The 438-nt window shown below is 47.7% G+C and carries 1 protein-coding gene; it reads right to left on the reverse strand.

The annotated features are described in order from the left end of the window. A partial coding sequence (locus tag CF394_RS11215; RefSeq protein WP_165767544.1) for a transposase occupies positions 1 to 438 on the reverse strand: 438 nt, incomplete at both ends.

Below are 438 nucleotides of genomic sequence, written 5' to 3' on the forward strand. Positions count from 1 at the left end.
TACAAATCGCATATGTTGTAATCCGTAATAGATGTCCTTGATGAACTCGTCTTCACGAAGGCATGCCCGTGCGACCTCTAAGTCTGCATCGTCTAATTGTTCTGGACGACATGCTAGAGAACGATCTATTGTACGCACGTGATAGTGACGTTTAGTTTCATCCAGAAAACGCCGACGGCGTCGCAGTGCATCTGTGAAGAACTGAATCAGGTGGAAACGATCGAGCACATGGGTCGCATCTGGTATCACAGAACTTGTGGCCTTCGACATGGCTGGCGCAAAGTCACTGACTACTGTTTGGATAGTACTCTTCACTTGAGAGAGAGCTAAAGAGATTGCAGCCTCGTCTCTACCTTCAACTATAGAAAGGACGCACCCAGATTTCGCATCAATGACCACTGTCGCGTAATGATGACCTTTGCGCGTAGCGAACTCATC

The sequence above is a fragment of the Tetzosporium hominis genome (assembly GCF_002265435.1).
GTDB lineage: Bacteria > Bacillota > Bacilli > Bacillales_A > Planococcaceae > Chryseomicrobium > Chryseomicrobium hominis.